Source organism: Aquimarina gracilis, assembly GCF_035285365.1.
GTDB classification, from domain to species: domain Bacteria; phylum Bacteroidota; class Bacteroidia; order Flavobacteriales; family Flavobacteriaceae; genus Aquimarina; species Aquimarina gracilis.
The window spans coordinates 20,570-42,499 of record NZ_JAYKLX010000013.1 but is presented as its reverse complement, the minus strand read 5'-3'; the positions used below and the strand labels follow the sequence as shown (position 1 = coordinate 42,499).

General features: G+C 34.7%; 22 protein-coding genes and 1 tRNA gene. 15 read left to right on the top strand and 8 right to left on the bottom strand.

Annotated features, from left to right (window positions below; all coding sequences use genetic code 11):
* Positions 1-216: 216 nt before the first annotated feature.
* The 4 genes from rpsF to U6A24_RS22595 all read left to right on the top strand — a co-directional run bounded on the left by rpsF (position 217) and on the right by U6A24_RS22595 (position 4,625).
* Entirely contained in the window at positions 217-555 is a 339-nt protein-coding gene (gene rpsF / locus U6A24_RS22610) for a 30S ribosomal protein S6 (protein WP_324182307.1), read from the top strand.
* Positions 555-854: a 30S ribosomal protein S18 gene (rpsR, locus tag U6A24_RS22605; protein ID WP_201918229.1), complete on the top strand. Its 300-nt coding sequence runs from the start codon at positions 555-557 to the stop codon at positions 852-854. Before rpsF ends, rpsR begins: the two co-directional genes overlap by 1 nt.
* A 17-nt stretch (positions 855-871) precedes the next feature.
* Positions 872-1,324 (top strand): 50S ribosomal protein L9, encoded by a 453-nt coding sequence (rplI, locus tag U6A24_RS22600; RefSeq protein WP_324182306.1) that lies wholly within the window; start codon positions 872-874, stop codon positions 1,322-1,324.
* Positions 1,325-1,439: 115 nt separating this feature from the next.
* Positions 1,440-4,625 carry an outer membrane beta-barrel protein gene (locus U6A24_RS22595; RefSeq protein WP_324182305.1) on the top strand — a complete coding sequence of 1,062 codons (3,186 nt, stop codon included), beginning with the start codon at positions 1,440-1,442 and terminating at the stop codon, positions 4,623-4,625.
* 32 nt (positions 4,626-4,657) lie between these two features.
* On the opposite strand, the gene U6A24_RS22590 is transcribed toward U6A24_RS22595, so the two are convergent.
* Entirely contained in the window at positions 4,658-5,980 is a 1,323-nt protein-coding gene (locus U6A24_RS22590; RefSeq protein ID WP_324182304.1) for a M20/M25/M40 family metallo-hydrolase, read from the bottom strand.
* Positions 5,981-6,138: 158 nt separating this feature from the next.
* Between U6A24_RS22590 and U6A24_RS22585 the strand changes: the two genes are divergently transcribed.
* Positions 6,139-6,621 carry a DUF6495 family protein gene (locus U6A24_RS22585; protein ID WP_324182303.1) on the top strand — a complete coding sequence of 161 codons (483 nt, stop codon included), beginning with the start codon at positions 6,139-6,141 and terminating at the stop codon, positions 6,619-6,621.
* A 10-nt stretch (positions 6,622-6,631) separates the two neighbouring features.
* On the opposite strand, the gene U6A24_RS22580 is transcribed toward U6A24_RS22585, so the two are convergent.
* On the bottom strand, positions 6,632-7,867 hold the full coding sequence (locus tag U6A24_RS22580) for an ABC transporter permease (RefSeq protein WP_324182302.1): 1,236 nt from the start codon (positions 7,865-7,867) through the stop codon (positions 6,632-6,634).
* Between the two features lie 210 nt (positions 7,868-8,077).
* On the opposite strand from U6A24_RS22580, the gene hisS reads away from it, so the two are divergent.
* Positions 8,078-9,448, top strand: a complete 1,371-nt coding sequence (gene hisS, locus U6A24_RS22575; protein WP_324182301.1) for a histidine--tRNA ligase — start codon at positions 8,078-8,080, stop codon at positions 9,446-9,448.
* A gap of 87 nt (positions 9,449-9,535) precedes the next feature.
* On the top strand, positions 9,536-10,051 hold the full coding sequence (locus U6A24_RS22570; RefSeq protein WP_324182300.1) for a hypothetical protein: 516 nt from the start codon (positions 9,536-9,538) through the stop codon (positions 10,049-10,051).
* Between the two features lie 86 nt (positions 10,052-10,137).
* Here U6A24_RS22570 and U6A24_RS22565 read toward each other — a convergent pair.
* Positions 10,138-10,211, bottom strand: a tRNA-Met gene (locus U6A24_RS22565).
* Between the two features lie 148 nt (positions 10,212-10,359).
* Here U6A24_RS22565 and U6A24_RS22560 point away from each other — a divergent pair.
* The gene (locus tag U6A24_RS22560; protein WP_324182299.1) at positions 10,360-10,752 is read left to right on the top strand and encodes an START-like domain-containing protein; all 393 of its coding nucleotides are present in this window, start codon (positions 10,360-10,362) and stop codon (positions 10,750-10,752) included.
* 63 nt (positions 10,753-10,815) lie between these two features.
* Positions 10,816-11,664 (top strand): aminotransferase class IV, encoded by an 849-nt coding sequence (locus U6A24_RS22555; RefSeq protein WP_324182298.1) that lies wholly within the window; start codon positions 10,816-10,818, stop codon positions 11,662-11,664.
* Here U6A24_RS22555 and U6A24_RS22550 read toward each other — a convergent pair.
* The 5 genes from U6A24_RS22550 to U6A24_RS22530 all read right to left on the bottom strand — a co-directional run bounded on the left by U6A24_RS22550 (position 11,661) and on the right by U6A24_RS22530 (position 16,226).
* Positions 11,661-12,221 (bottom strand): YqgE/AlgH family protein, encoded by a 561-nt coding sequence (locus U6A24_RS22550; protein ID WP_324182297.1) that lies wholly within the window; start codon positions 12,219-12,221, stop codon positions 11,661-11,663. The two genes, U6A24_RS22555 and U6A24_RS22550, sit on opposite strands and share 4 nt — an antisense overlap.
* A 132-nt stretch (positions 12,222-12,353) precedes the next feature.
* On the bottom strand, positions 12,354-12,626 hold the full coding sequence (locus tag U6A24_RS22545) for an HU family DNA-binding protein (protein ID WP_324182296.1): 273 nt from the start codon (positions 12,624-12,626) through the stop codon (positions 12,354-12,356).
* A gap of 187 nt (positions 12,627-12,813) precedes the next feature.
* Positions 12,814-13,761, bottom strand: a complete 948-nt coding sequence (fmt, locus tag U6A24_RS22540; protein WP_324182295.1) for a methionyl-tRNA formyltransferase — start codon at positions 13,759-13,761, stop codon at positions 12,814-12,816.
* Positions 13,762-13,764: 3 nt separating this feature from the next.
* Positions 13,765-15,666: a RecQ family ATP-dependent DNA helicase gene (locus tag U6A24_RS22535; protein WP_324182294.1), complete on the bottom strand. Its 1,902-nt coding sequence runs from the start codon at positions 15,664-15,666 to the stop codon at positions 13,765-13,767.
* Complete coding sequence (locus tag U6A24_RS22530) at positions 15,663-16,226, bottom strand: ATP-binding protein (RefSeq protein ID WP_324182293.1); 564 nt, start codon at positions 16,224-16,226, stop codon at positions 15,663-15,665. Before U6A24_RS22530 ends, U6A24_RS22535 begins: the two co-directional genes overlap by 4 nt.
* A gap of 179 nt (positions 16,227-16,405) precedes the next feature.
* Here U6A24_RS22530 and U6A24_RS22525 point away from each other — a divergent pair, with 179 nt between their 5' ends.
* From U6A24_RS22525 to U6A24_RS22500, 6 genes are all read left to right on the top strand, one after another.
* Positions 16,406-16,867: a (2Fe-2S)-binding protein gene (locus U6A24_RS22525; protein ID WP_324182292.1), complete on the top strand. Its 462-nt coding sequence runs from the start codon at positions 16,406-16,408 to the stop codon at positions 16,865-16,867.
* A gap of 17 nt (positions 16,868-16,884) precedes the next feature.
* A complete protein-coding gene (locus tag U6A24_RS22520) occupies positions 16,885-19,038 on the top strand; it encodes a xanthine dehydrogenase family protein molybdopterin-binding subunit (protein ID WP_324182291.1) in 2,154 nt (717 codons plus the stop codon).
* Between the two features lie 8 nt (positions 19,039-19,046).
* Positions 19,047-20,114 carry an XdhC family protein gene (locus tag U6A24_RS22515; RefSeq protein WP_324182290.1) on the top strand — a complete coding sequence of 356 codons (1,068 nt, stop codon included), beginning with the start codon at positions 19,047-19,049 and terminating at the stop codon, positions 20,112-20,114.
* Complete coding sequence (locus tag U6A24_RS22510) at positions 20,092-20,709, top strand: nucleotidyltransferase family protein (protein WP_324182289.1); 618 nt, start codon at positions 20,092-20,094, stop codon at positions 20,707-20,709. The genes U6A24_RS22515 and U6A24_RS22510 overlap by 23 nt, the downstream gene beginning before the upstream one ends.
* Before the next feature lie 78 nt (positions 20,710-20,787).
* Positions 20,788-21,072 carry a DUF493 family protein gene (locus tag U6A24_RS22505; protein WP_324182288.1) on the top strand — a complete coding sequence of 95 codons (285 nt, stop codon included), beginning with the start codon at positions 20,788-20,790 and terminating at the stop codon, positions 21,070-21,072.
* A gap of 200 nt (positions 21,073-21,272) precedes the next feature.
* The gene (locus U6A24_RS22500) at positions 21,273-21,908 is read left to right on the top strand and encodes a DUF4290 domain-containing protein (RefSeq protein ID WP_324182287.1); all 636 of its coding nucleotides are present in this window, start codon (positions 21,273-21,275) and stop codon (positions 21,906-21,908) included.
* The last annotated feature ends 22 nt before the right edge of the window (positions 21,909-21,930 follow it).

Sequence of the window (21,930 nt, the reverse complement as noted above, 5' to 3'; positions counted from 1 at the left end):
TGACTTCATTGCTGCTTTTTGATTACTTATAATTGTCATTTTCATAAGAAGTATTAACAAATTTTTATAGATTGATTTTTGCTTTTATTTAATAGCTACTAGTATTTAATTGTGTATTTCGCTGATGTCTGTGGCATAAATAAGTATGTTTTTTGGGTTTGAAAATCAAAAAAATAGTATTACTTTTGCAGCCAATTTTAATTAAAAATAGATTTTATGAATCATTATGAAACTGTTTTCATCTTGAATCCCGTTTTATCTGATGACCAGATAAAGGAAACAGTTAAGAAATACGAAGACATTCTTGTTTCTAACGGTGCCAAGATGATATCAAAAGAGGATTGGGGGCTTAAGAAGCTTGCTTATGCGATCCAACACAAGAAAAGTGGTTTTTATCACTTGTTTGAATTCCAGGTACCTGGTGAAGCTATTAATGCTTTAGAAGTTGAGTTCAGAAGAGATGAACGTATCATGAGATATCTTACCGTTCGTCTCGATAAGCATGCAATTGCTTGGGCAGAGAAAAGAAGAAATAGAAACAAACAAAAAGCTTAATTATGTCATCTATAGAACAACAAGCAAAAGGTAAAAAAGATGGAGAGATCAGATATCTTACTCCTCTTAATATAGATACAACAAAGAATAAGAAGTATTGTCGTTTCAAAAAATCTGGAATTAAATATATTGATTATAAGGATCCTGATTTTTTAATGGCATTTGTAAACGAGCAAGGTAAATTACTACCTCGTCGTTTAACAGGAACTTCATTAAAATACCAACGTAAAGTAAGTGTTGCTGTTAAAAGAGCAAGACACTTGGCATTAATGCCATATGTTGGTGATTTATTAAAATAAAATTTCGTCGTAACATTATGGAACTAATATTAAAGAGTGACGTTGAGAATCTAGGATTCGCAGACGATGTAGTAGAGGTGAAGAATGGTTATGGACGTAACTATTTGATTCCTCAAGGGTTAGCTGTTTTAGCAACTCCTTCTGCTAAAAAGGTACTTGCTGAAACATTAAAGCAACGTGCTTTCAAAGAAAAGAAAGATATTGAGGACGCTCAGAAACTTGCAAAGAAACTTGGAGGTTTTGAAATTAAAATCGCAGCAAAAGTAGGAACTGGGGATAAATTATTTGGATCTGTTTCTAATGCTGATGTAGCTGAAGCAATTGCAAAAGAAGGTGTAGAGTTAGAAAAGAAATTTATAACCGTTCCTGGAGGTACAATCAAGCGTTTGGGACAGTATGAAGCTTCTGTTCGTTTACACAGAGAAGTTATTACTCCGGTTGCTTTCGAAATTGTAGCTCAAGCAAAATAGGCTTAAATACAGTTGATAACTGTTTTATAACATAAAGAAAAATCGCTCATTAGAGCGATTTTTTGTTTTAATTTTACAAGGAATTAACGTACAATTATCTTACAAAATCATTTATATGAAAAAACTCATATTATTATCATTTTTGATAGTAGCAGGATTTATTACTAATGCTCAGGTAACAACTTCGAATATTTCGGGGGTGGTTTATGATAATGCAAATCAGTTGCTACCAGGTGCCAATATCAAGGCTGTGCATACGCCAACAGGCACTACGTATGGGGGTATTACTAATTTTGACGGAAGGTTTTCTTTAGTTAACCTTAGAGTAGGAGGGCCTTATAGAATTACGATAAGTTATGTAGGGTTTAAAAAACAACTTGTAGATGATGTATATCTTCAATTAGGACAAACATTTAACCTGGATGTCGTAATGGTAGAAGAAGATAATCAACTAGAAGAGGTTGTTATTACTTCAAACAAGAGTTCTACTTTTGGTAGTGAACGAACAGGTGCAGAAACTAGTGTTGGTAGAAGAGAGTTAAAATCATTACCTACGATTTCAAGGTCTGCACAAGACTTTACTCGTTTAGAACCGACTGCTAGTGGAAATTCTTTCGGAGGAAGAAATGATCAATTTAATAATTTTAGCTTAGATGGATCTATTTTTAATAATCCATTTGGTTTGGATGCAGCTACACCAGGAGGACAAACAAATGCTCAACCTATATCATTAGATGCGATAGATCAAATCCAGGTATCGACAGCACCTTACGATGTTACACAATCTGGATTTACTGGAGCTGCAGTAAATGCCGTAACCAAAAGTGGAACCAATGAGTTTAAAGGTACAGCCTATACTTTTTACCGAGATGATAATTTAACGGGAAGTAAAGTAAAAGGTGATGATATATTTGTGCCCGAATTAGAACAAACGCAGTTCGGGTTTAGTATTGGAGGGCCAATTATTAAAAATAAACTGTTCTTTTTTGCAAACTTTGAAAAAGATCAGAGAACAGATTTAGGATTTCCGTGGGTAGCAAACAATGGGGATGGTGTACAGGGTATTAATGAATCTAGAGTATTAGAAAGTGATCTTATTCGAGTACAGGACGCACTAAGAGGACTTGGTTATGAGCCAGGAACTTTTGAAGGATATTTGCATGAGTCAAATTCTACAAAAGGTATTCTTAAATTGGACTGGAATATTAATGAAGACCATCGTTTGGCCTTTATTTACAATTTCCTGGATGCTTCGCAAGAAAAACCAGCCCACCCAACAGCTTTAGGGATTAGAGGGCCTAATTCTCAAGTAATTCAATTCCAGAATTCGGGTTATGAGATTAATAATAGAATAAATTCTTTCTTATTAGAGGTGAATTCGACTTTTGGAGATAATGCAGCGAACAAGTTTCAAGTTGGTTATACCTTTTTTGATGACTTTAGGACACCGTTTTCTACACCTGCCCCAAGTATAACTATTCAAGATGGAGCGGGGAGTAATTATATAATAGCAGGTCACGAGCCATTTTCTATCAATAATAAATTAGAACAAAGAGTTATTCAAGCGACCAATAATTTTAATTATTTCATAGGAAGGCATACCATTACTGCCGGAGCTTCTTTTGAAATGTTTAGATTTAAAAATTCGTTTAATCTAGGTGTTTATGGCGGTACTTTTGGTTGGGACCTGGATAATAACCCAGATACCCCTAATACACAATTTGCTTCTGTAGATGAATTCCTTACGTTTGCACAGCCCGGAGGATTGGTAGATAATACTATTCAAGCTGCCGTTCAAACATTTAATAACAATAATCAATTTGGAGAAGGTGATCCAAATGGCTGGCAGTTAGCCGAAACCAATGTGGGGCAGTTTGCACTTTATGCTCAGGATAAATGGGAAGTAACAGACGATTTTAATTTGACATTAGGGATACGTTTTGATAAACCTTTGTATTTTGATACTGATGAAAAAATTCAGGAAAATATAGATAGAAAGGGTACATATGTTCCAGATATCGATTATTTCAACCCCGAGACTGGAGAAACGGTAAGATTGAGTTCAACAACACTTCCAAGTAACGATTTTCTTATTTCTCCTCGTTTGGGATTCAATTGGGATGTAAAAGGAGAAACGAAAACACAAATTCGTGGAGGAACAGGTATTTTTACAGGTCGTTTTCCTTTTGTTTGGCTAGGAAACCAGGTACAAGGAGTAGATGTGTTTTTCTATCAAATTGTTGATCCAGATTTTAAATGGCCACAAGTTTGGAGAACTAATATAGGAGCAGATCACAGATTTGAAAATGGTATTATCCTAACAGGAGATATCTCTTATACCAAAGATATTAATGCAGCTCATGTACAAAATTGGGGTCTAAGAAACCCTTCAGAAACATTGGCCGGAGTAGATAATAGACCTGTATATGCCGCTAGTGATAAAGGTAATAATGCATATGTTTTTACAAATTCTGATAAAGGTAGAATATGGAATGCAACCATTAAAGCTCAAAAGACTTTTGAAAATGGTCTGTATGCCAGTATTGCTTATAACTATTTGAACTCTAAAGACGTGAACTCAATAGAAGCTGAAATTACTGGTGATGCCTTTGATTTTAATGCTATTTCGGGTAATGCTAATGATGATGTGTTATCATATTCCAGATATGGTGATACGCATAGAATAATTGGTATTGCAACCAAAAACTGGACTTATGGTAAAAACAAGCAATGGGGAACTACAGTTTCTGGGTTCTTTGAATATGCGCAAGGAGGAAGGTTCAATTACTTGTATGCAGGTAATATAAACAATGATAGTTCTTTCCAAAACAACGATTTATTATATATCCCTACTTCGGCAGAGATAGAGCAAATGAATTTTGATGAGTCTAGAGGAGTGTCAGAGGCTGCTCAAAGAGAAGCTTTAGAAGCGTATATCCAACAAGATGATTATTTGAGTGATAATCGAGGGGAGTATGCCGAGCGTTATGCCGCATTGGCACCATGGAGAAGTCGTGTAGATTTGAAATTACTTCAGGATTTTAACTTTCAGTTGGCCAATGGAAAAACAAATACCATCCAGTTTAGTTTGGATATTTTAAACTTCGGTAATTTTATTAATTCTGATTGGGGAGTAATTCAGGAGCCTCGTGCTAATCAATTGATTGGTGTTTCTGTGGATCCTGTAACGAACGAACCTTTGTATAGTTTTGATCCTAATGTAACAGAAACTTTTACTAGTGATTCTAGCTTACAATCTAGATGGCAAATGCAGTTTGGGTTACGATACATATTTAATTAAAAAGTATTTTTTAAGAAGTAAAAAAAGAGGCTCTATTCAAGGCCTCTTTTTTTATTGATTAATCTATAAATAAGTAATGCTGTACGTTTGGTTAAATCTTGAAAAGTGCTAAGGTCTACAAATTCATTTGGAGTGTGAGCTCCTTTTCCCATGGTTCCTAATCCATCAAGACAATCTACGTATTCAGCGACAAATGAAGTATCTGCCGCTCCTCGCTTACCTGGATCAAAAGCTTTCACCTCTCCTTGGTTTAGATCGCGACTTACTTCATTTAAAAGAGCCAGAAGTTTTAGATTTCCTTCTGTAGGTTGCATAGCCGGGTAGCTATCTTTGAAACTTATTTTTGCACTGGTGATAGGAAGATTGTCTTCAACAATTTTCTTCATTTTTAATCGTGCATTTTCTTTTTGTTCTTCCGAAATGAAACGTAAACCACCTTTTATAACAACTTTTTGTGCAACTACATTGCTTTTTCCAAAAGCTTCACCTGTATTTTGTTCTTTATCAAATTCGATATCTGTTCCTCCTAAAATCACTCCCGGATTAAAGGTTAGAAATTCTTCTCCTTTTACATCGGTATAAAAAGTGTTTAATATACGAGAAGCTTCAAATATTGCTCCGGCACCTACATTTTTTTTAAAGATTCCCGAGGAGTGTGCTCTCTTGCCAGTTACTTCGAGTTCCCAACCCGAAGATCCTCTTCTTGCCACGGTGGCATAATTGAACCCAGTTGATGTTTCAAAACCAAGTGCTACATCGCTTCTTTTTGCGGCTTCAATAAGGTCTTTACGGCTTATATCAATAGGCTTCCCTGTGCTTTCTTCATCACCAGTAAAGGCCACTATGATTTGCGCATCGCTTAGAAGTTTATTTTGGTATAGGGCTTTTAAAGCAAAGAGAATAATTACGTCTCCTCCTTTCATGTCGTTGGTCCCAGGGCCATAAGCGATATCTCCATCTTTTTTAAATACTTGAAACGGGCTGTCTTTTTCAAAAACTGTATCCAAGTGTCCAATTAACAGTAGTTTTCTTCCTTTTTTTCCTTGTTGCTCAGCAAAAAAATGGCCAGCTCGATTTACCTCTTTGGGCATGTCAATCCAACGAGTTTTGAAGTTAATGGTTTCAAATTGTTCTTTAAATACCATGCCTACCTCTTTTACACCCTCATGATTCATAGTTCCACTATTGATATTCACTATCTTCTCCAAGAAGATAATAGCTTCTTCATGGTTTTGTTCTATGGTTTTGATAAGATTAGATTCTTTTTTAGATAGTTTCTGAGCCATGGCTAAAGTGATGTTTCCTAATAATAAAAAGATAAAAGTAAATATGAAGGGGATTTTTAATGATTTCATTTTAGAGTATGTTAGCGTTCTTGTAAATATACTGACTTTTAAAAGGTTATGTATTGTTTAATTGAGGGTGGATGCAAGTAACTTAAAAGAAACTAATGCTAGTTAAATCATCTTTTATACTTATTTTTGCATCCATTTTTAATCAAAAATAATTAGTGTTGAAATATCAAAGGCTTTCCAAGGAACAACTAGAAGAATTACACCAGGAATTTATTAATTTTTTGGCAACACAATCTATAACTGCTGCAGAGTGGAATGAGATCAAAACCAACAAACCAGAAGTTGCTGAAGAAGAAATAGATATTTTTAGTGATCTAGTATGGGAAAAAGTACTTTCTGGGGCGCAATATTTAGAACATTTTTCAAAAAATCAAATCCATTTATTCGAATTGGGAAGTGAGCAAATGACTCTAATCGCTATTAAGATAAATAATGAAACTATTGATGTTACCACCAAAGAAGGGTACAATTGGTTAAGAGACAATTTGCTAAATGATGAAGTAGTTTTTTATAACGCTTCAAAAGCGTATAGTGATGATAGAAATCTTGATAAATTCAAATTGATACAACAAGGTGCCAATATTACCAAAGGAGAATTGTATCATTATTTTGATCGTTTAGTTCAGCAAAATGAGGGATAAAAACAAGTAACTATTCGTATCTTAAAGATTCGATTGGGTCCTGTCTCGCTGCTTTTACTGCGGGATACAAACCCGATACTACCGCGGTTAAAAATGAGGTTACAACTGCAGCAAAAATTGCTAGCCAGGGTACACTAAATTCAAAATTAGAAATTGAAGCAGCTATTGCTCCTATGGCAATTCCCAAAATGATACCTATAACACCTCCAAATTGACCAATTAATACGGTTTCTATAAAGAATTGTCCAGAAATGGTGTTGCGTTTGGCACCCAAGGCTTTTCTTACTCCAATCTCCCGAGTTCGCTCGGTCACCGAAACCAACATAATATTCATTAAAGCAATCGAAGAGCCAAATATTGTAATGATACTTATGATCCAGGCGGCTATATATAAATATGATGTGATATTGGCGATACGATTTATGAGATCATCGCTACGTTCTAAGCCAAAGTTATTTTCTTCAATAGGGTTTAACCGTCTTATGTTTCTGAAAGTTATAATGGCTTCATCCTGGGCTCCTTCCAAAAATTGTTTGTCGTCTACTTTTACACTTATATTGTAATTGATATTGGGAAGTGTATACATAGATCGGGCTACTTGTAGGGGGATAAGTACTTTTAAATCTTGATTGTTTCTAAAGGTAGCCCCTTTACTTTCTAGAAGCCCAATTACCTTAAACTTTACACCTCTTATGCTTATCGTTTTACCAATCGGATTTGTGTTTTTAAATAAATTTTTGGTAAAATCTGATCCAAGTAGGCATACATGATTGTTGTTTTCAATATCAAAAAATGTAAAATTTCTTCCTTTTTCAATTCCTGTTCCTGTGTTTTCGAGGTAATTTTCATTTACGCCTACCACTTGAGCTTCTGGGTCGGTTTTTTCACTTTCGAACTTTACTTCGGCATTACTGGTGCCAGTAAAGAAAACAGAGGTTTTGGTATAGGGATATTGAAAACGGTCACTAAATTCTTTTACATTACGATAGCTTATTACGGGATTAATCTTTTCTCGTTCTCGATTATTGCGCGTAGTGAATTCGTACCGCTGAATATTAAAGGTATTAGAACCCATTGATGCAAAATCGCCCGTAATTGTTTTTTCTAATGCCCCCAAAAAAGTAAGAATCCCAACAAGAGCTGTTATTCCAATAGCGATTATTAGTACCGTAAGAACAGTGCGTAAAACTTGACCTTTGATCGAATCCAGAGCTATACGGATATTCTCTCTAAACAATGAAAACATAATGGGTAATATTAACCAGTTTGTAGTATTTGACTACAGATTGAGTCTAAAGTTACTGAAAAAACAAGATTTTTTGCTTTTGGTAGAAATGTCTTTACAGTTTTTTATGATATTTGCAGCCTTAAAAGGTTTAAGTTTTTAGGTGAAGCTTCAAAGTTTTTTGCATTAGTAAAACCTATAAATTGTAATCTGAAATAATAAACTAGAATAATGGCACAAAAACCGTCTATACCAAAGGGAACGCGTGACTTTTCTCCTGTAGAAGTAGCAAAAAGAAATTATATTATTAATACTATACGAGAGCAGTTTCAAGTATTTGGTTTTCATCCCATAGAAACCCCAAGTTTTGAAAATAGTGAAACCTTAATGGGTAAATACGGAGAAGAAGGAGATCGCTTAATTTTTAAGATCTTAAATAGTGGAGATTATTTAAGAAAAATAGATGATAATCTATATAGTAGTAAGGATAGCAATAAGCTAACAAGCAAGATAAGTGAAAAAGCGTTGCGTTATGATCTTACCGTACCTTTTGCCCGATACGTGGTGCAGCATCAAAATGAGATAGATTTTCCATTCAAGAGGTCTCAAATCCAGCCAGTTTGGAGAGCCGACAGACCCCAAAAAGGAAGGTTTAGAGAATTTTATCAATGTGATGCCGATGTGGTAGGTAGTAAGTCATTATGGCAAGAAGTTGATTTTATTCAGCTTTATGATAAGGTTTTCACAAAACTCAATTTACAAGGAGTTACTATAAAAATTAATAATAGAAAAGTATTATCTGGAATTGCAGAGGTAATAGGTGCAAGTGATAAACTAATTGATTTTACCGTTGCCCTTGATAAGCTGGATAAAATTGGAGAAGATGGTGTTAAGAAAGAAATGCTGGAAAAAGGCATACCGGAATCTTCTATCGAAAAAGTGAAACCATTATTTAATTTTACAGGTACGTCTTCTGAAAAGATTGATCAATTAAAGAATCTTTTGGCCTCTTCTGAAATAGGAATGCAAGGGGTTGAAGAGTTGCAGTTTATTGTGAATTCGGTTAATGAAATGCCTTTAGAAACTGCTTCTTTGGACCTCGATGTCACTCTAGCTAGAGGTTTAAATTACTATACAGGAGCTATTTTTGAAGTAGCCGCTCCAGATACTGTTAAGATGGGATCTATAGGAGGCGGAGGGCGATATGATGATCTTACCGCGATTTTTGGACTTAAAGATGTAAGTGGGGTAGGAATATCTTTTGGCTTGGATAGAATCTATTTGGTTTTAGAAGAGTTAGGTCTTTTTCCCGAAACTGTTGTGCCATCTACAAAGGCTTTGTTTATCAATTTTGGAGAAAAAGAAGCGCTTTATTGTTTAAAAGCAGTCAATAAATTAAGAAGTGAAGGTGTTGTAGCAGAACTTTATCCTGATAATGCTAAAATGAAGAAGCAAATGGGATATGCTAATAAAAGAGGGGTTAGATATGTAGTGTTGGCAGGTACTTCTGAAGTTGACAACCAGGTGTTTACAGTTAAAAACATGCATTCAGGAGAACAAGAAGAAATGAATTTTGAGAAATTAAGGGGGATTTTGATATAAAAATTGTTAACTTAATAGTTTGAATTTTATGTTGCTTCGAATATAAAAAACCATTTATATAACTTTTGTTTTCCTAAAATTGAAATTATGAAAAAGACCATTTTTGTTACTTTTCTGGGTGTAACATCATTATTACTAATTGCTTCTTGTAAGAAAGATCCAAAGGGTGCTAATATTAATGAACTTGAAGCAGTAGAATATCCTGTAGACTCAACAGATGTTAGTAGTGATAAAGGAGTGGTAGTAAATGCACCTGGAGCAAAAAAGAAAAAATCTACCACCAAAAAGAAAAAAACAACTTCTACGAAAAAAAATACTACTACAGATAATGGCGAAATGAGAATACCCGGTACCTTTGAAAGAACCAATAATTCTTATGCCAAAAAATATATAAGAGATTATGAAAAGTATGTTTCAAATTATAAAAAAGCTGTAGAGGCACATGATATGGATTCTTTTTTGAAGCTAAATAGTGCTAGTAGTGACCTATCCCGACAATATACTCGTTTGATGAGTATTCTACCTGGGGAAGAAATAGAAAAGCTAAGCAAGTATATGGAAGTGAAATCAAAACAAATCAATGAGCTTTCGGCAAAAATGTAAATTGTTGAAGTACTTTATGTTATAAATAAAAAAAGGTTGCCATTTGGCAACCTTTTTTTTTGTTATTGCAAGTATTATTTTTATCGTAGCGAGGGGGGGGCACGATCCCCCGACCTCTGGGTTATGAATCCAACGCTCTAACCAGCTGAGCTACCTCGCCTAATAGATGCTACATTAATAATAAATGCGGGTGCAAATATAAAAACAAAATACATTGACGCAAACAATAATTAAGAATTAATTTTTTTTTCATTGTCCTTTTAAAGTCGACAATTAATCTATATATTGGCTTACCAACAATTAATGATATGTCTGAAAAAACAAAATATGAACTTGAATTTGTGGTACAATCATCACCGCAACTATTATATCAATATATTTCTACTCCATCTGGACTTTCTGAGTGGTTTGCAGATAATGTAAACTCTAGGGGAGAATTGTTCACTTTTATTTGGGATGATTCTGAAGAAGAAGCAAAGTTATTAAGTAAGAAAAGTGGGGAACGAATTAAGTTTAGATGGGTCGAAGACGAAGATGATGACAAAGATTATTTCTTCGAAATGCGCATCCAGGTAGATGAAATAACCAAAGATGTCTCTTTGATGGTAACAGATTATTCTGAAGATGACGAAATGGACGAAAATAAAATGCTTTGGGATAACATGATTAGTAATCTTAAGCATGTATTAGGTTCAGCATAGTATTTCTTTTTTTTAATATAAATTACGCGCCCATAGAGTTCTAATTTTTATGGGACTTTTTTTATGATCAATATTAATGGTAGTTTAATACAATCCGATAAAGCGTCATTAGAAATTACAAATAGAGGATATACCTATGGAGATGCTTTGTTTGAAACGATTCGGGTTAATGCTGGTAAAATTATATTTTGGGAAGATCATTATTTTAGATTAATGGCTTCGATGCGTATTCTTAGAATGCAGATTCCTTTGAAGTTTACTCCAGAATTTCTAGAAAATGAAATCTTGGAGGTTATAAAAGAAAATGATTTGTTTAATACTGCAGCTAGAGTAAAATTAATAGTAAATAGGGGCTACGGTGGTCTTTATACACCAACATCTAATGCAATAGATTATGTCATATCGGCTTCACCTTTGGATTTAGGATTTTATAGCATATCTAATGAACCTTACGAGGTAACACTTTTTAAAGATCATTACGTAGCGGCAGATTTACTTTCTACATTAAAGTCTAATAACAAATTGGTAAATATACTTGGAGGTATTTTTGCTAAAGAAAATGGCTTTGATAATTGTTTGTTGATGAATTCAAACAAAATGATTATCGAAGCGTTAAACGGAAATTTGTTTTTGGTAAAAGATGACGTGATTAAAACACCGCCAGTAGCTGATGGCTGTCTAAAAGGTGTATTGAGAACTCAATTATTAAGAATTTTAAATGAATTACCCGATTATAAGGTTGAAGAAACTTCAATTTCTCCTTTTGAGTTACAAAAAGCAGATGAGTTATTCATTACAAACGTGATTCAAGGAATTCAGCCAATATATAAATACAGGAAGAAAGAATATGTTACCATAGTTAGCAAAAGATTATTGGGGATTGTAAACACCAAAATTAGGCTAGGAAGTTAGTTATATGTTGGATTTTCAGGGGCATTTGACCATAGTAAATATTCACCTCCAAGCTCAATCATTTTTTCTTTCCAAAAAGTATCGTAGGATTTTCCAAAAATGTTTTTCTCATAATCGTTCTCCACAATAACCCAAGAGTTAGCTTCTAGTTCCTGGTTAAGCTGATGAGAATCCCAACCAGAATATCCCAAGAAGAAACGAATTTCACTTTGAGTAATTTTACTTTCCTTAATTAGACGAGAAACAACGGCAAAATCTCCGCCCCAATAAATGCCACCCGATATTTCAACACTATTTGGTATAAGATGAGGAACCTTGTGAATAAAATACAAGTTATCCTGTTCTACCGGCCCGCCATTATAGATCTTAAAATCAGATTCTATTTCTGGTATTAGATCAGAGAGAAAATATTCAAGAGGTTTATTCATAATAAAACCAATAGACCCTTGATCGCTATGGTCTGCAAGTAGAACTACAGAGCGATTAAAAGAAACATCACCTATTATAGAAGGTTCTGCAATTAAAAGATGTCCTTTTGAGGGTTGAAGTGATATCATTTGATGGCTTTGATTATCTTAAAGCTAAATAATTATTTCTAATAATCAAAGTGGTAAAGGCTTTTTTGCGGTAAAACCACAAAAAAAGCCCTCGAAACCGAGAGCTTTTTAATAATATCGAAAACGAACTGATTAGTTTACCGCACTTGATAAATCAGCACCAGCCTTAAACTTAACAACGTTTTTAGCAGCGATTTTGATAGTCTTACCGGTTTGTGGGTTTCTACCTTCTCTTGCAGCTCTTTTAGAAACTGACCAAGATCCAAATCCTACTAAAGAAACACGGTTCCCTTTTTTAAGAGCTCCTTCAACGTTTCCTAAGAAAGATTCTAAGGCTTTTTTAGCCGCTGCTTTAGTGATTCCAGCATCAGCTGCCATTGCATCGATTAATTCTGTTTTGTTCATAATTCTGTTTTTAAATTAATTGTTGGTTAAACCAATCTTTATGTTAAACGCTCTACAAATTTATACGGATTTATGATTCGTGCAAGGAATAGCCCAGTAAATACAAGGATTTGTTGATAACTCAAGGCGATTGTTAATAAACAACGAAAGATTTTATAGTTTTTTAAACCCCAATATCAGGTTAACTTCAGCTCATTTTGGCATCCCGATAAAAAATATAACCATTTAATAGGGCTTTGCCCTCCATTGCTTTTTTTCCCGGTAGTTGTAATTTGTTTAGAATAAGATAGCCTTTTTCAACGGCGACCTTAATAGTAGAATCTTCAACAATGATTTTACCAGTATCAAAATTATGAGTTTCTATTATTGGAGTGGCATCATATATTTTAACCGATTGAGAAGTTCCCTTATTATATAGTTCACACCATGCAGAAGGGTATGGGCTTAGACCACGAATAAGATTGTTAATTGTATTAATATCGTTAGTCCAGTTTATTTTGGTGTTGTCTCGATTAAGTTTATATGCCGTTTTGAAAGTATCTTCCTTTGGTTGTGGTTTGACTTCGATAGTGTTATTTTCTATTCCTTTTAAAGTATGTATAACGAGTTCTGCCCCGGTGACCATTAATTTGTCATGCAATGTTCCTGCATTATCGGTTTCTTCTATAGGTACTTCTTCTTGGTAAATAATATGTCCTGTATCAATTTTTTCATCAATAAAAAAGGTAGTTACCCCGGTTTTTCGTTCTCCATTAATAATTGCCCAGTTGATCGGGGCTGCTCCTCTGTAATCTGGTAAAAGAGATGCGTGTAGATTAAAAGTACCATATTCGGGCATATCCCAAACTGCTTTAGGCAACATTCTGAAAGCCACTACGACATTAAGATTAGGTTTAAGTCCTTTTAGTTCTTCTATGAAATTTTCATCTTTCAGATTTGTTGGTTGAAGTACCGTTAAATTCTTTGATAATGCATATTCTTTTACAGCAGAAGCTTTAAGTTTTCTTCCTCTTCCGGCAGGTCGATCTGGAGCGGTGATAACGCCTACAACATTATAATTGTGTTCTATTATGGATTTTAGAGTAGCTACGGCAAAATCTGGAGTACCCATAAATACGATTCGTAAATCTCTCATTTTTTATACTAGTTGATAGTTATTGTCGTGGTTGATTCTTATAATTTGATGTTCATTCATTTCACGCAGCACATCCAGCATAATTCTTTCTGGATATTCCAATCTATCGATCAAATCTCTTGAAGATAATTTTTTTTCTTGTAAAAGCCTTAATATATCCGATCTTATTTGATTTACATCATAAGATGTATTTTTAGTTTGTTTTCTTGTACAGAAACTGCAGATTCCGCAATCTGTGGCGTTGTTTTCTCCAAAATATTGTAAAAGTTGTTTGCTTTTGCATTCGATGGTATTTTCAGTAAATGCTAGCATTGCTTTAACCTTGTCAATTTTTGAATTGTTCTGCTCTACTAAATGATGTTTTATTTTGTTGATTGTGCGATCATCTTCTCTAGGTACCAAAAAGATAATTTGGGCGTCAGATACACTATGTTCAAATTCTAATAGCTCAGCATCTTGAAGTTTGCCTAGGATTGTAATGATTTCATTTTCTGGTTTATTAGTTTTTGAGGCAATTAGAGGAATGTTTATGCTTATTTCTTCATCAAAAATACCTCCATAAGTCCTTAGTATGGTTTTTAGGATAATTTCATACCCCTTGTTGTTTTCGATATACTTCAAAAGATGATTTCCAGTGGTGAGTATTTTCAGATTGTTCTTTTGTGAAAATTGTTGAGTAAATCTTATCACTCCGCATCGATCAAGAAATTGTAATGTATTATAAGTAGTTAAGGTGTTAATTTCATATGTTCTGCAAAATGAATTGAAATCGAAATTGTGCGCAGTATGCTCTCCTTCGCCGTAAGATATCTGAAAATAATTGCAAAGCTTACGGTAAACCAATTTTACTGCATCTATATTAGGGAGTACTTTTATAAACTGATTATTGAGTCTTTGATTATCATTTTTGTTCTTTAAAAGAAATGCATAAGATTTTTTGCCATCTCTTCCAGCTCTTCCTGCCTCCTGGAAATAACTTTCGATACTTTCGGGAATATCATGATGTATAACTGTGCGAACATTTGGCTTGTCGATCCCCATGCCAAAAGCATTGGTAGCTACCATTATTTGTGTTTCTTCTTTTAACCATTGATTAAAACGAGTAGATTTGTCTTTTGCATCGACTCCTCCGTGATAATAGGTAGCCGTAAACCCATTATCATTAAGCATACGACTAAGTTCGATAGTTGCTTTTCTGTTTCTAACATAAATTATCGAGGAACCAGAATATTTCTTCAGTATTTGAAGGGTTCTATAGGTTTTATCTTCAGCATTTATTACCCAATACGCTAGATTTGGTCTAAAAAATGATTGTCTGAATATTTTGGTTTGGAAAAGGTCCAGTTCTGTAATTATATCATCAACAACTGGTTTTGTAGCAGAAGCTGTTAAAGCGATCATAGGAACATAGGGGTGTAGTTCTCTAAGTACTTTGATTTTTTTATATGAAGGTCTAAAATCGTTTCCCCATTGTGAAATGCAATGAGCTTCATCGATGGCAATGAGATTAATATTCATCTGTTTTAATCGCTCCTGCACAATATCTTGCTGAAGTCTCTCTGGTGATAAGTACAAAAACTTATAGTTTCCATAGATGCAATTATCTAAAAGCGTATCTAATTCATTATATCTTATTCCACTGGTAAGTGCTATGGCTTTAATCCCTTTTTCCTGTAGGTTTTTTACCTGGTCCTGCATCAATGCAATAAGTGGTGAAATAACAATGCAGATTCCCTCTTTTGTCATAGCCGGAACCTGAAAACAAATAGATTTCCCGCCACCTGTTGGTAACAAAGCAAAGGTATCCTCTCCTTCCAGAACAGCGTTAATAATTTCTTCCTGAAGTGGTTTGAAACTATTATGTTTCCAATATTCTTGTAATATTTGGAGAGGAGATTTTATCAATACTTTTTTATGTTGTTAAGAATAAAGTTGTTTCGTTCGGCTACGGTTCCAAAAGGAACTTCTATACAATCATACCCTAAGTCGGTATAAGTGTTTAATAAATGATAATGAATTTGTTCGGCTTGTTCAAAACTTTCAAATCGTTCCTCATCAGAGATATAAATTTCTTTCCATGGGGGCAAAATAAAAACATGATCATAAACATGTTTCTTGCATTTGTCGATGAAATGATCCTCATATTTTTGATCAAAATAATCCATGTAAGCCAAAACATCAGGAATGCCGCGGTCATAAAACAAAATATCATCTACTTTTGATAAAGCGTCTGTAAATTGTTTAATTCTGGCATTTAGTATGGTGGTATTAAATTGATACGGATCAGAAACCGAAACAATAGGATTAGAAACGATACTATTTGAACCATTACTTTTCTTTGCTTCTTGAGTCATAGCTCTTATCACCTCATGAAAACAAAAAAAATTGGCTTCTTCTAATTTCAAGATAACTGAAGTTTTTCCTGTTCCAGGAGCACCTGTAATTACAATTCTTTTCTTTGTCAAATGAATAATTTTGATACAAATTTCGTAATTATATAATGAATTAAAAAATACTATTAACAGAAGTATAAAGCTCTGTTAAAGTTGAATTTGATCAACTGTTTTTTTACTAACTTCAGTAGCAATTCTTAGTAAATTGCTTTATTTAGACTAGTTAAGAATAAATTCTAAAACAAAAACTCATGCCAGTTTATAATTTAAAAATAAATGGTCAGTCTCACTCTGTTGAAGCCGATCAAGATACTCCGTTATTATGGGTGCTTAGAGACCATCTGGATATGGTAGGTACTAAATTTGGCTGTGGTATAGGCCAATGTGGAGCCTGTACCGTTCATGTTGATGGTTCGGCTACCAGAAGTTGTTTACTTCAGGTTTCTAATGTAGAAAATATGGAAATTACTACAATAGAAGGGATATCTGAAGACATCTCGCACCCCGTGCAACAAGCCTGGAAAGAAATCGATGTTCCTCAATGTGGATATTGCCAAGCGGGACAAATAATGTCTGCTTCTGCTTTTCTAAGTCAAAATCCGAACCCTAGTAAATCTGAAATTAGGGACGCAATGAGCGGTAATATTTGTCGATGTGCTTCTTACAATAGAATAGAAAAAGCCGTAGAACTTGCAGCCAGTAAAATGAGCTAACCTTAAATTGCAAAGAAATGAAAAATACACTATCACCTTCATTTAGTAGAAGGTCTTTTATAAAAACGTCGGCTTTGGCTGGTGGGGGTATGTTAATAGGATTTAATCTTTTTCAGGCCTGTAAACCAGAGGCCAAACCTCCTGTTGATATTTCTCAACTCAATTTTAATGACTTCAATGCATTCATAAAAATTGCCGATAATGGTATGGTTACTATTTTTTCTCCTAATCCAGAAATTGGACAGGGAGTCAAAACATCAATGCCAATGATTATAGCCGAAGAATTGGATGTTTCTTGGGATAATGTACATGTTGTGCAAGGAGCACTAGATACCAAAAACTTTACGCGCCAGGTAGCAGGCGGAAGTCAATCAATACGATTTGGTTGGGAATCTTTACGACAAACAGGAGCTACTGCTCGTCAGATGTTAATCAATGCGGCGGCGGCAAAGTGGGGCGTTGATGCTTCTTCCTGTAAAACCGAGAATGGAACAATTATTAATGCAAATGGGGATAAGCTTAGTTATGGAGAAGTAGTTAAAGAAGCTGCAGCTCTTGAAGTGCCCGAAAATGTAACACTAAAGGATCCAAAAGACTTTAATATTATAGGTACAGATGCAAGTAACGTAGATATCGATAAAATTATAACCGGGAAACCATTGTTTGGCCTGGATTATAAGGAAGAAGGAATGGCGTATGCTGTGGTACTGCGACCACCAGCTTTTGGTAAAAAGCTTGAGAGCTATGATGATGCAGCTACCAAAGCAATCTCTGGGGTACAAGATGTAGTAAGATTTGGAGATAAAGTCGCCGTTTTGGCAAAGGATACCTGGACCGCAATGAAAGGAAAAAAAGCGCTGGAGGCTACCTGGACTTCAGATTCAAAACTTGAAAACACAGAAGCTCATGATAAAATCCTAACAGACCTTCTTAATGGAAAAGAGTTTAAAACCATGCGAGCCGATGGTGATGTCAAAAAAGCTTTTGCAGCGGCAGATCAGGTAATCGAGAGAACATACGAATCTCCTTTCTTACCTCATAATTGTATGGAACCTATGAACTTCTTTGCTGATGTTACCGAAGAAAAAGTAAGATTGGTAGGTCCTATACAAACCCCAGCAGGTACCGCTAGAAGAGTTGCCGAACTTTTGGAAAGAGAAGCTGAAGATGTTTCCGTAGAAATGACCCGTATGGGTGGAGGTTTTGGTAGAAGACTATATGGGGATTTTGCATTAGAAGCAGCAGAAATTTCGAAGCTTGCCAAAAGACCGGTAAAAGTTGTTTATTCTAGAGAGGATGATATGACAGCCGGAATATATCGTCCATCTATAAAATATAGAATTAGTGCTTCCGTAAAAGATGGAAAAATAACAGGGTACCACCTGAAGGAAGCTTCCATAAACTCCAATATGTATGGATTAATTCCTAATTTTTTCCCGGCAGGCGCGATAGAAAATTACCAGGTTGATGTCGCTGCTTATGATAGTAAAATAACTACAGGAGCCTGGAGAGCACCATATACAAACTTCTTATCCTTTGCAGAGCAAAGTTTCTTTGATGAGCTAGCCGAGATTCTAGAAGTAGATCGTATCAAACTTCGTTTGGATTTACTTCAAAAAGTAAAAGGAACCACAGATGAGAGAATTCAGTATTCACCAGAACGATTAGAAAATGTGATAAAAGTTGCCGTAGAAAAGTCGGGTTGGGGTAATGCAAAAGAAGGAGTTTATCAAGGTTTTAGTGCTTACTATTGTCATAATACGCATGTAGCCGAAGTTGCCGAAGTTGAGCTTGAAAATGATGTCCCTGTAGTGAAAAAAGTCACTTGTATTGTGGATTGCGGAATTGTTGTTAACCCTTTAGGCGCCAAAAATCAGATAGAAGGAGGGGTAATCGATGGTGTAGGACATGCAATGTATGGTGATTTATCATTTAAAGATGGAGAGCCGCAAAGTAAAAACTTTGACAAGTATCGATTAATCCGTATTAATGAAACGCCAATAGTGGAAACACATTTCATAGAAAATGGACTTTCTCCAACTGGGCTGGGAGAACCAACGTTACCTCCCGCAGGTGCGGCAGTGGCCAATGCTATTAAAGCAGCAAAAGGTATACGCTTGTATAAGCAGCCATTTATTAAGCATATGAAAGCAAAAGCTCCACTAGGATAATCAATAAGATGACACACGAATTTAAGGAAATTATAGAATCTTATGTTGTAGCAAAACAGCAGGGAATACCTGCTGTTATGGCTACTGTGGTAGATGTAGAAGGTTCTTCCTACCGAAGACCGGGAGTGGGTATGCTCTTGCTACAAAATGGGGTTACAAAAGGCGCTGTAAGTGGTGGCTGTGTTGAAAAAGAAGTATTCAGGCAAGCGCAATCTGTATTTGAGACCGGTGTTCCAAAAATGATGACTTATGACGGTAAATACCGGTTAGGTTGTGAAGGATTGTTGTATATTCTAATAGAAACTTTTGATATACATGAAAAGGTTATTGTGACTATTAGAGAAAAACTAAAATCTCGAAAATCATTCGAAATAACCTCTTTTTATTCTAAACATAAGACAAATAGCGATCATCTTGGATCTGTCGTACAATTTGATGATGGAAAAAAGTTTCCGTTTTCTAATCACCTCAATCTAATTTCGTTTCAGCAACAAAAACAGGAAAGTTTTCAAAGAAAAATGCAGCCTTGTTTTCGTTTGATTATTATAGGAACCGAGCATGATGCAGTCAAACTTTGTCAATTGGCTGCCATGACAGGATGGGAGATAGAAGTCGTTGGATCTCCTAAAAATCCGAAACAATTAGAGGAATTCCCTGGTGCAAACAAGGTCCTTAATTATGATCCTGGAGATGTAAAGATTAAACAAGTTGATAAACAAACTGCAGTTGTTTTAATGACTCATAATTTTGCAAAAGATTTGTTATATCTTCAGGCTATAAAGGGCGAAAAACCGATTTATATAGGTTTGCTTGGTCCCGCTAGACGACGAGAAAAGCTACTTTCTGCTTTTATAGATTATCATCCAGAAGTTGCCGATGAATTTTTAGATAGTATTCACGGTCCTGCAGGGTTAAATCTTGGAGCAGAAACACCAGAGGAAATCGCAATTTCTATAATCGCCGAAATTCTTTCAGTAATACGCAATCAAGAACCGATTCCGTTGCAAAATAAAAAAGGAGCAATTCATGATGACCCTAAACGAAAAAGTATAAATGTCATCTCTTCAAAACCCTAAAATAGCTCAGCTCATTCTTGCAGCTGGAGCCTCAAACAGAATGGGAGAGCCAAAGCAATTGTTGCCTTGGAAAAACACGACACTTATTGATCATGCAATTTCTCAGTCTTTGGTAATGAAAGAAGTGTCGACTTATGTTGTTTTAGGAGCGTATTATGATTCGATTTATAGACAAATTAGTCAGCTCCCGGTAACAGTAATCAATAATCCAGATTGGGAACGTGGTATGGGATCATCTATACAAGTTGGGATTAAAGCAATTCTCAAAGATATCCCAACGCTTGATGCTGCATTAATCTCACTAATAGACCAGCCATTAATACCTGCAACTCATTATAAGGACTTAATTACTTCTTTTGCTAAAAACAATGTTCCCATTGTTGCATCGGATTTGGGTAATAGGATAGGGGTTCCGGCCATTTTTTCAAAACGTGTTTTTAAAGAGTTAGTGGAGTTAAAAGAAGACTACGGTGCACGTTTTATCATAAAAAAATATTTGAAAGCTATTAAAACAATTCCACTAACCGATCAAGGAATAGATATAGATACTCAAGAGCAATATCAAAAAATAGTGGCAATTTTTTCTAATCAATAAAAAAGAGTTTGTGCTTTCTGTCTCGTTTTTGTAAATGATAACCCGTATCTTTGGCTCAAAATTTGTGAGATAGAGAATATGGATAATTCTGAAGAGTTTTATAAAAAATTAAAGACACAATTAGCAGATACGGCTTTATGGCCAACGGCATATTTGTATAAGTTTATTGTACCTACCGATAGCACTAAAATAGCGCAAGTTGAAGCTATTTTTGATAACCTTGGAGCTGTAATAAGTACAAAACAATCCAAAAACGGTAAGTATACAAGTGTATCAATTAACGTAAGGATGAAAAATCCAGATCAGGTTATTCTTAAGTATAAAGAAGTTGCTTCAAAAGTTGAAGGTGTCATCTCTTTATAATAGTACTTTTTTATACGTTTTACTTCATAAAAGTTATTTGTTGGCTATACACAATTAATCACTCGAATAGGTAGTGAGTTATTACATAAATAATTTTATAGAAGTAGTGTGTAACTTACTTATTTAATTTTAGTATTTTGCGAGACGAATTATTCTTGCTCTATACTATAAACGAGAATACTTCACTTAAATGTTTTTTGATGAAAATTGATAATTTAGAATATAATACAGAGAGAGAGAAGCTTATCATTCCTGAATATGGGCGCCATTTACAGAAAATGATAAATCATGCAGTATCTATTGAAGATAAAGAAGAAAGAAATAAAGTTGCTAAATCTATTATTGCGGTGATGGGTAATTTGCAGCCGCATTTAAGAGATGTGCCAGAGTTTCAGCATAAGTTGTGGGATCAGTTATTTATTATGAGCGATTTTAAACTCGATGTTGAAGCTCCTTTTCCTATTTTAACCAAAGAAAAGTTGCAAGAGCGACCAGAACCTTTAGAATACCCTCAAAACTTTCCTAAATATAGATTTTATGGAAATAACATCAAGAGAATGATTGATGTTGCCAATAAATGGGAAGAAGGAGATCTAAAAACGGCACTTGTTTACACCATAGCGAATCACATGAAAAAATGCTATCTTAATTGGAACAAAGATACCGTTGAAGATAGTGTTATTTTTGACCACCTTTTTGAATTAAGTAACGGTCAAATAAACCTAAAGGGAAGCACCGAAGACCTTACCGATTCGTCTAATTTAATGCGAGGTAAAAAGAAAAAAAGTAGCGGAGGCAAAAAGAACTATAGAGGAAGAGGCAAAAAACGTTACTAACTAACACTCCCCAATATAATTA